This is a genomic window from Nitrobacter sp. TKz-YC02 (assembly GCF_049852135.1).
In the GTDB taxonomy this organism is placed as follows: domain Bacteria; phylum Pseudomonadota; class Alphaproteobacteria; order Rhizobiales; family Xanthobacteraceae; genus Nitrobacter; species Nitrobacter vulgaris.
In genome coordinates, this window is sequence record NZ_CP180728.1 from 59361 (window position 1) to 68405 (window position 9045).

Annotated in this window: 10 protein-coding genes; 6 read left to right on the top strand and 4 right to left on the bottom strand. The window is 61.6% G+C overall.

All coding sequences use genetic code 11. The features are described 5' to 3' along the window. Positions 1 to 140 precede the first annotated feature (140 nt). Positions 141 to 326: a YjzC family protein gene (locus ACM561_RS00270; RefSeq protein ID WP_425907173.1), complete on the top strand. Its 186-nt coding sequence runs from the start codon at positions 141 to 143 to the stop codon at positions 324 to 326. A 312-nt stretch (positions 327 to 638) separates the two neighbouring features. Here the strand turns inward: ACM561_RS00270 and ACM561_RS00275 are convergent, their stop codons facing one another. Both ACM561_RS00275 and ACM561_RS00280 read right to left on the bottom strand, forming a co-directional pair. Beyond that, positions 639 to 1109: a hypothetical protein gene (locus ACM561_RS00275; RefSeq protein ID WP_425907174.1), complete on the bottom strand. Its 471-nt coding sequence runs from the start codon at positions 1107 to 1109 to the stop codon at positions 639 to 641. Positions 1110 to 1165: 56 nt separating this feature from the next. Then, positions 1166 to 2536, bottom strand: coding sequence for a glycosyltransferase (locus ACM561_RS00280; protein ID WP_425907176.1), 1371 nt, complete (start codon positions 2534 to 2536; stop codon positions 1166 to 1168). Between the two features lie 78 nt (positions 2537 to 2614). On the opposite strand from ACM561_RS00280, the gene ACM561_RS00285 reads away from it, so the two are divergent. The 4 genes from ACM561_RS00285 to pyrE all read left to right on the top strand — a co-directional run bounded on the left by ACM561_RS00285 (position 2615) and on the right by pyrE (position 6537). Then, positions 2615 to 3523, top strand: coding sequence for a transporter substrate-binding domain-containing protein (locus ACM561_RS00285; protein ID WP_425907178.1), 909 nt, complete (start codon positions 2615 to 2617; stop codon positions 3521 to 3523). Between the two features lie 56 nt (positions 3524 to 3579). Beyond that, positions 3580 to 5211 (top strand): lysine--tRNA ligase, encoded by a 1632-nt coding sequence (locus ACM561_RS00290; protein WP_425907180.1) that lies wholly within the window; start codon positions 3580 to 3582, stop codon positions 5209 to 5211. Positions 5212 to 5302: 91 nt separating this feature from the next. Further along, a complete protein-coding gene (locus ACM561_RS00295) occupies positions 5303 to 5821 on the top strand; it encodes a L,D-transpeptidase (protein WP_425907182.1) in 519 nt (172 codons plus the stop codon). A 152-nt stretch (positions 5822 to 5973) separates the two neighbouring features. Then, a complete protein-coding gene (gene pyrE, locus ACM561_RS00300) occupies positions 5974 to 6537 on the top strand; it encodes an orotate phosphoribosyltransferase (protein WP_425909845.1) in 564 nt (187 codons plus the stop codon). A 79-nt stretch (positions 6538 to 6616) separates the two neighbouring features. On the opposite strand, the gene ACM561_RS00305 is transcribed toward pyrE, so the two are convergent. Together ACM561_RS00305 and ACM561_RS00310 are read right to left on the bottom strand one after the other, a co-directional pair. Beyond that, positions 6617 to 7189: a thermonuclease family protein gene (locus ACM561_RS00305; protein WP_425907184.1), complete on the bottom strand. Its 573-nt coding sequence runs from the start codon at positions 7187 to 7189 to the stop codon at positions 6617 to 6619. A gap of 73 nt (positions 7190 to 7262) precedes the next feature. After that, the gene (locus ACM561_RS00310) at positions 7263 to 7478 is read right to left on the bottom strand and encodes a DUF1674 domain-containing protein (protein ID WP_425907186.1); all 216 of its coding nucleotides are present in this window, start codon (positions 7476 to 7478) and stop codon (positions 7263 to 7265) included. Between the two features lie 182 nt (positions 7479 to 7660). On the opposite strand from ACM561_RS00310, the gene ACM561_RS00315 reads away from it, so the two are divergent. Continuing rightward, entirely contained in the window at positions 7661 to 9013 is a 1353-nt protein-coding gene (locus ACM561_RS00315) for an RsmB/NOP family class I SAM-dependent RNA methyltransferase (RefSeq protein ID WP_425907188.1), read from the top strand. Positions 9014 to 9045 lie beyond the last annotated feature (32 nt).

Genomic DNA, 9045 nt, shown 5'->3' on the forward strand with positions numbered 1-9045 from the left:
AAGCCGCCGGGTCTGATCACCCGGCGGCTTCGAGAACCGCCCCGCGTGGATGAGAGCCAACGTGGGACAGGCCTGGTAGGCGGCTGATCTTGAATCAGCCGTAGCCTGCGGTCAACCGGGCTCTCGCATGGAGAGCCATTATGGCTAAGACTTTTCGACCAGGTGAAGAAGCTCCGCGCTCCGGCCAATATGAACAACTCGGCCCGCGCGGCGGACCCACGGGGGAGGAACGCACCGTAGTTCGCGGTGAGCCGCTTCCACCAACTCCAAAACCAGACATGAGCTATCGGTTGGTCGATCGAACCAAGCATCGCAGCGGTCGCTAGGTGGCGGCTTATGGGAACTTGGCAAGTCGCTCTTGTACGAGAGCAGGGCGTAGAATTTGGCGTGGTCGTAGTTCGTGATCACATCATCGACAATCCAAGCGAGCGTGAAAGCGTTCTCCGTGCATGGACCGCAAAACTAGGTCGTCCATGCGCATTGCTGGGTGGCACGCATCACAGGTCTTTCGGTCGGCGCGACATCGTCAACTGGTTAGCAAATGTCCATCCGTCACAACTTCCTTGGCGGCAAATGACCGTAAACTAACGCTTCAAGCAATGACCCGGCCTATCGGGCCGGGTCATCCGGTCAATGTTCTAACAGCGCAGTGTCCGCAGCATCCACATCACGTTGCCCGTCGTATCCACTGAGGACCGAACCTCGCCCGCTTCGCGAAGTATGCGCAGCGCCTTTGACGCCCGCCGCGTCACATCGGTAATTAGCTTGCGGTCTCGCGCATCTTGACCACCAACCGCGACCACAGCTTGCGCTATCTCCCGACTTGTCATCGGCGCTGTAGCGCCCCGCAATTCATCTAGGACTGATCGGGTTAGTTGGCCCCTGCCAAATAGCACCTGCCGCTTCTGGCGCGGCATTTCGGCGTCTAGATCGCCGGTGTAGCCGAGCGTCCCTAGCACCCGGTCCAATGCGCCGATGTCGTTTTTGATTTCCGCCATCCGGTCGCGAATGCGCTCGGCTTCGTTGAACAGATCGGCGCGCTTTTTCAGCAAGCCAGAAATGGTGTGTTCGTAGGTGTCGGTACGGGCAAGGCGGATGGAGTCAGACATAAGCCGAAAGGTCGCAAAACGCGGCTCGCTAGACCATCCGTTGCTTGGTGAGTTTGCTACCTAATACCGCGAAAGTGGTTCGACGATCCGCCGAGCGGCAATGGCACACCGAAGGATGCGAGCCCGGGCAGAAAGACGTCGAACTGTCCGGCATATTCGGCGGCAAACATGCGCGAGAGCCAACTGTCCGACTGGTTTTCAATGCAAAGGCTGGCCTGCACGCAAGCTACATCGACGCCTTGAGTGCGGAAGGCATCGAGCGCGCCGCGTAGCTGGCTGGGATCAGGACGATCTTCGGCATCGAACACGGCAGTGAAGCTGCCGCGCGCGAACGGCAGCGCGCAGTTCAACGCCTTCGGTTTGGTGCGCGGCCCTTCCGCCGGAGCGAGCAGGACCTGGACTTGCGGCATCGGCCCTAGCCTTGCCAGAGCGGCGCGGGTTTCGAGATCGTCAAGCTCGATCACGATGATGGCGTCGAGCTTTTCGCGCGGGTAGTCCAAGGCTCCTATGGCTTGTAAGAGCGACGCGACCGATGAGGCCTCGCGATAAAGCGCCGCAATCACCGTGTAGACCGGCAAACAATCATCGGGAATGCGTGCCGGGCTCCGGACCGAGCGCCGCGGCATCAAGCTGGCCACGAGCCGCAGGCCGATAAATGCGAGGAACCACAGCGCCAGCGCGCTGCTCCAGATGTCCGGGGCGACCGTCGGCGTCAGCGTCAGCATAACGCTCAGGAGGACAGTCTCAGCAAGCCGGCGCATTGTGCGTATCCCGCGCCCGCGGAAGGTGTCGTCGGCAGCCGGCGCGGCGGATAGGGCCGGGAATCGTCGGCCGAGCGCATTGGCGGCGGAGCGGCCGAGCGCGTCGCCCGCCTCCTGCCGCAGCAGAAATTGATCGAGGTTTTGCTTTGATGTCAGCAGGACCCGGTCGCGTAAAGATGGATAGGCGGCGGCGAGACGGCAGAGTCGCCGTGCCGTGAACCCGCGCGGCGCGACAACCCAAAACAACTGTCCTCGCTGGCGCAGCGGAAGCAGCCCGTGTTGTGCGACGCGGGATAAGTAACGATCGGGCAAGGGGCAATCGGAGCGGGAAATCTCGGCGAACGTCTCGATCGCAAGACCGGTTTGAAAGGAAAGTGCTTGCAGATAAACGTCTTCATCAATGACACCCGACCGGATCAGCGCTTGATCTGCGCCGGTGCCCACTTCCCGGCCGCGCGCTTCGGCAGCGCTCAGCAGCGCCGGAGCGAGAACATGCCGCAGGCAATCCAGTTCGCTCGCCGGACCGGGCTCGGGGTCGCCCAGCCAGTTATCGTTGCTCGACCGGGGGATGCAAATGAAGCCGGGAGCAAGCGCCGAACTCTCAGGCACAGCACGGCGGAGCGCGTCGGCCCGGCCGCCATCCTCTAAACGATTCTGCCCCGGCAAGTCGCGTCCCCACGCAAACGATACTCGCATCCCGTTCCGGATGGTCTATAAAACCCTCCGTTCGAAAAGCCCCCGTCAATGCAACCACAGATTACAGTTTCCGACAACGAAAGATTGATCCGCCGCGGCGCGGCCACGCTGGGTTGTTTGCTGACCGCCGGCTGGATACTGGTTGCCGGAGCAGCGACCGGCTGCGCGCGCGCGCAGACCGCAACCGTCGCGCCGCAGGCCGTGCCGGGCTTCTGGGATCCGCGCCACCGTCCGGACCGGCCCGATCTGTCCCGCCTCACCGTGATTCGTTTTTTGACGGAAACCGACTATCCGCCCTTCAACTATACCGGTCCCGACGGCAACCCGGCCGGCTTCAATGTCGATCTGGCGCGCACCCTGTGCGAGGAGATCAAGGTCACGTGCACGGTACAGATGCGGCGGTTCGAGACGTTGGTGGACGCGCTTTCCAGTAACCGGGGCGATGCCATCATCGCCTCTCTCGCGGTCACTCCGGAATTACGCAAGCGTGTGGATTTCACCGACCCTTACTATCGAACGCCTGCCCGCTTCGTGTCACGGCGCGACGTCGTCATGTCCGAGGTGCGCCCGGAGTATCTCGAGGGTAAGAAGGTTGGCGTCATCGGGGGGTCCGCGCACGAGGCCTACCTCAAGGTTTTCTTCACCGACGCCGAACTCCACGGCTATCCGAACGACGAGACGCTGCGGCAGGCGCTGCGCCGGAACGAAGTCGACTTTATTTTCGGTGACGCCATCTCACTGGCGTTCTGGATCAACGGCACCGATTCGGAAAGCTGCTGCGCATTCAGCGGTGGCCCCTTTATCGAGAGCCGCTATTTCGGCGAGGGCATCGGCATTGCTGTGAAAAAGGGCAATGACGTGCTGCGCCAGACACTGAACTGGGCGCTATTCCGGATCTGGGAGAAAGGCCGGTATACCGATCTGTGGCTGCGGTATTTTTCCGTCAGTCCGTTTTAGAGCACGATCCTGAAAAAATGTGGCGCAGCGGAAGACGCCGCGCCATGGAGAGCAGAATGTCTGACGTCCCATCAGCGAGCGATCTTCGTGAACTCGCCGATCAATCTAATGCGTGGCCGTTCGAACAGGCCAAGGCGATCGTCGCTCGTCTGAAGAAGGCACCGAAGGATGAGGTGCTGTTCGAGACAGGCTACGGCCCCTCCGGCCTGCCGCATATCGGCACCTTCGGCGAGGTCGCGCGCACCACGATGGTGCGTCACGCCTTTCGCGTGCTGACCGAAGACAAAATCAAGACACGGCTGCTGGCGTTTTCCGACGACATGGACGGCTTGCGCAAGGTGCCGGACAATGTGCCCAACAAGGAACTGCTGGCGCTGGACCTCGGCAAGCCGCTGACGAAAGTCCGCGATCCCTTCGGCACTCATCCGAGCTTCGGCGAGCACAACAACGCCCGGCTGCGCGCTTTCCTCGACACCTTCGGTTTCGACTACGAGTTCGCCAGTTCGACCGCCTACTACACGTCGGGCCGCTTCGATGCGACACTTCTGAAGGTGCTTGAAAAGATCGACAAGGTGATGGCGATCATGCTGCCATCCTTGCGCGAGGAGCGCGCGGCGAGTTATTCGCCGTTTTTGCCGATCTGCCCGCGCACCGGCGTGGTGCTGCAGGTGCCGATTGTCGCGCACGACGCGGCAGCTGGCACGGTTTCCTACGACGACCCCGAAACCGGAGAGCGGGTCACAGTCCCCGTCACCGGCGGGCACTGCAAATTGCAATGGAAGCCGGACTGGGCGATGCGCTGGACCGCGCTCGGCGTCGATTATGAGATGGCCGGCAAGGACCTGATCGATTCGGTCAAACTGTCTGGCAAAATCTGTTCCGCGCTCGGCGGCACGGCGCCGGAAGGCTTCAATTACGAACTGTTCCTCGACGACAAGGGCCAGAAGATTTCCAAGTCGAAAGGCAACGGCCTGACCATCGACGAGTGGCTGCGCTATGCCTCGCCGGAATCGCTGTCGCTGTTCATGTACCGCGAACCGAAGGCGGCGAAGCGGCTGCATTTCGACGTGATCCCGCGCAATGTCGACGACTATCAGCAGTTCCTCGAAGGTTATCCGCGTCAGGATGCGAGGCAGCAGCTCGCGAATCCGGTCTGGCACATTCATGCCGGCCACCCGCCCGCGGCCGACATGCCAGTCACATTCCAGTTGCTGCTGACGCTGGTCTCGTCCTCGAACGCGGAGAATGCCGAAACCCTGTGGGGTTTCATTGGCCGCTATCGGCCGGGCGTCACGCCGGCGACCCATCCGAAGCTTGACGCACTGGTCGGCTATGCCATCAACTATTACCGCGATTTCGTGGCGCCGACCAAAACGTTCCGCGAGCCGACTGCGAGCGAACGAGCCGCCTTGCAAGACCTGCGCGATGCGTTGTCACAACTGCCCGCAAACGCATCGGCAGAAGACATCCAGAACACGGTCTACGAGATCGGCCGCCGCGAACCTTTTCTCAACCACAAAAAGCTCGCCAAGGATGGACGGCCCGGCGTCTCGCTCGACTGGTTCAACATGCTTTATCAGGTGCTACTGGGTCAGGAGAAGGGACCGCGCTTCGGCTCGTTCGTCGCGGTCTACGGCGCGCAGAATGCCATCGCGATGGTCGACGGAGCATTGGCGCGGGCGGGTTAGCATCTTTCTCCCTCCGCTCATTTGATGCAAACAGATTTGAAGCAGGACTTTTTTGAAGCGGACTCCTTTTGAAGCGGCTTTGGAGCGAAAAATGTTGAGGCGGGTTGCGGCGGTGTTTGCCGCCATGATCGCAATGGGCTTTTCCGGCATCCCATCAGCCGAAGCGCGGCCTGATATGGTCGGCTATCGGGGCGACTATGCGCCCGGTACCATCGTCGTGAAAACCAACGAGCGCCGGCTGTATCTAATCATCGATTCGGATCGCGCACTGCGATATCCCGTTGGCGTCGGCAAAGCCGGCAAGCAATGGACAGGCACCGCGCGCATCGAGGGCAAGTATCGCGACCCCGCCTGGGCGCCGCCGGACGATGTGAAACGCGACAATCCGAAAATCGCAGACGTGATCGCTGGCGGTTCACCGGCGAATCCGATGGGCGTCGCGGCGATGACGCTTTCCGGCGGCGGGCAATATGCCATTCACGGCACCAACCGGCCGGGGACGATCGGCCGCTTCGTGTCATACGGCTGCATCCGCATGCATAATGCCGACATTGACGATCTCTACCGGCGCGTGTCGGTCGGCACGCCCGTGGTGGTAACGCAACAATAGATCGCGACGAGTCGCGAATATGCTCGACATCGGTCTACTATCTGAGGAATCATTGTCACGGCGACTGGTTGAGCGTATAGACCGACTTCTTTCCCATACGCTGATAGGACACGATGGCCCGTCAATTCGCCACATCGACTGAGCCCGAAGCCATGGCTGAAGACAGCAAAGTCCGCCAAAGGGCTTTTGAGATTATCAAGGCCCGGTCGTTCGGTCGCGGCGACATCAAATTGTCTTCCGGGAAAAGCAGCACGTTTTACTTCGATATGAAGCCGACGATGTTGTTTCCCGAAGGAGCCCATGCGCTGTCCGAACTCATTCTCGCTCGTCTTTTCGGCAAGGGCATAGATTTTATCGGTGGATTGGAGATGGGAGCGGTCCCGCTGATTTCGACCGTTAGCCTTCTCAGCCACATCAAGAATGAACCGCTTCCTGGCTTCTTCGTTCGGAAAGAGGTCAAAAAGCACGGAACCCAAAAGCTCATCGAAGGGGTTCCCAACGGCGGCCTCTCCGGCAAGAAGGTTGTCATCCTGGAAGACGTCACGACAAGCGGCGAGTCAGCCATGATCGCTGTGTCGGCCGCCCAAGCTGCAGGCGCCGAAGTCGTGATGGTGTTATCGATCGTCGACAGAGGCGAGGGGGCCGTGGCCGTTTATAAAGGGAGAAATATTGAATTCGACTCCCTGTTCACCGCGAGCGAATTCCTGGATTCTTAAACTTCTGAGGCAATCACAAACGCGGCAGCGCATCGTCCCGACAAAAAAAGCCGCGGCTCACGCGGCTTTTTTGCGGTGATTACCGGCTCACGCTGTTGCACCAGCTTTCGCGATGACCGCCATGATAGGCGCGGGCAAGACCGCTCGCCACCATCGCCGCTGCGATGTCGGAGGTTCGCGCCGTCGCGGCATCGGCAACCACGCGTCCATTATATTTGTCGGGGCCGATATTGGCGATCGTGACGCCGCCCTCGTCGAGCAGATCCCGCAGCCGGGCGCTGGCGGCTTTCGCTAGCCGAAGTTCCTCGGAACATGAGGCCTTCATTTCCGCTGTGTCGATGCCGCGTAGCCGCACCCGCGTCGTCATATCGAGGCCGGGCCACAAATGAACCAGCGCCTCGAAGGTATCGCCATCGATCGTCCTGATCACGTCGACCTGGTGCCGTCCCGCCGAACCAGCGGCGCGAGCCCAGATCGCCCGCGTCTCCGTCGGAGTTTGGGAGTCAACGACCTGCGGCCAGCCAATCCAGCTCCGGATCGGGAGCATGGTTCCGGCCACCACGCCCACAATGAATATCCAGGGCAGAACCGGCGACAATCGGTGGCGCCAGCGCGGCCCGGGCAATGCATTTATTCTGGTATATGGGTACATATTCCTAGCATAGAGCGAGTCGGGTCACCCGGCAAGCCTACACAAGCGGTGGCTGGAGGAAAAAGCGCGCCGCTCAGAAATCCGATGCAATGCCGTTGCGTTCCCAATCGCCGAACCGCGTCGGTTCGGGACCTTTCGGCCCCAAAACCTCTTTAGCCCATGCAGATGTATCGGTCGGCGCGGCGCGGCGAGCCTCGGCCTCGGCAAGCGCGCGCTGAGCCGCCGACGTCGGCGACTTGCGCGGGTCTATCTCTGCACTCCGCAACAACGCGGACGGCTCGTCGCTCATGCATATTCTCCGGTCAGCGAGACGAAGCGTATGAAATCGGTTTCCACAGATCATGCAAATGCGTGAAGATGGTGGCGATTCTTATATTTGGCTTATTCGCATGTCATAAATCTGGATCCGCCGCGACGGACGCACAGCATGCGTCCGTCACCCCTGATCCCCTTAAGCGATGTGCCTGCCTCATGCCGTCCACCAGATTCGCACCGCCGACCGAGGCTCCGGGCCTTGCGGCCCGGCGCATCGCAGCGGATATCCTCGACGGCGTCCTTCATAAGCGTCGCACCCTCGATGAACAGCTCGAGGGTCCCACCGCGCATCCCGCGCTGAAATCGCTTGCCGACCGCGACCGTGCCTTGATGCGGCGTCTGGTGGCGACGATCCTGCGCCGACTCGGAACCCTCGGCCATTTACTGTCGCGGTTGCTCGATCGCGGCATTCCGACCGATGCGCCGCGGGCGCAAAGCGCGCTTTTGATCGGCGCGGCGCAGATTCTCTGGATGGACGTGCCGGATCATGCCGCTGTCGATCTGTCAGTACGGCTGGTGCAATCCGACCGCCGCGCGGCGAAATATGCCGGACTTGTCAACGCGGTGCTCCGCCGCTGCGCGCGCGAAGGCCAGTCCCTGATCGATGAGGTCCGTTCCGAGTCGCTTGATATCCCGCCATGGCTATTGGCACGTTGGTGCGGACACTACGGCGAAAGCACCGCAAAAGCGATTGCCGACGCGATCAACCACGAGCCCGCCCTCGATCTCACCATCAAAGCCGACGCGGCACACTGGGCGACACGACTGCACGGCGAGGCCTTGCCGACCGGAACCGTTCGCACCTCGCTGCAAGGTCCGGTGACGATGCTGCCGGGATTCTCCGAGGGGCAGTGGTGGGTACAGGACGCCGCCGCCGCGCTGCCCGCGCGACTGTTCGGCGATGTCGCCGGACGGCGGGTCATCGACCTCTGCGCGGCGCCGGGCGGCAAGACAGCCCAACTCGCGCAGGCCGGTGCAGACGTAACCGCGATCGACCGATCACCAAATCGGGTAGCGCGGCTACGCGAGAATCTTGGCCGTCTATCGCTGAACGCGCGGTCGCTCGTCGCCGATGCCATCGACTGGCACGATGATGTCGCCGGCGACGGCTTCGACGGCGTGCTCGTCGATGCGCCCTGCTCCGCAACCGGCACCATCCGCCGTCATCCGGACGTGGCCTGGCTCAAGCAGGAATCGGATATCGCGGCGCTGACCACCCTGCAACAAAAGCTGCTGAAAAAGGCGATCACGCTGCTCAAGCCCGGCGGAACACTGGTCTATTGCACCTGCTCGCTGGAACCCGAGGAGGGCGAACAGGTCGTTGCCACGCTGCTTGCATCCGAACCAGGCATCCGGCGCGTGCCGGTCAGCGACGCCGAAGTGGCCGGACTGTCTGATATCGTGACGCCCGCGGGGGATCTGCGCACTCTGCCCTGCCATCTGCCACACGATGATCCCACGCTGGGCGGACTAGACGGCTTCTATGCGGCACGATTGACCAAGTCCTGATTCGCAAAGCGAGGGCGAGAGATTCGCGGCAT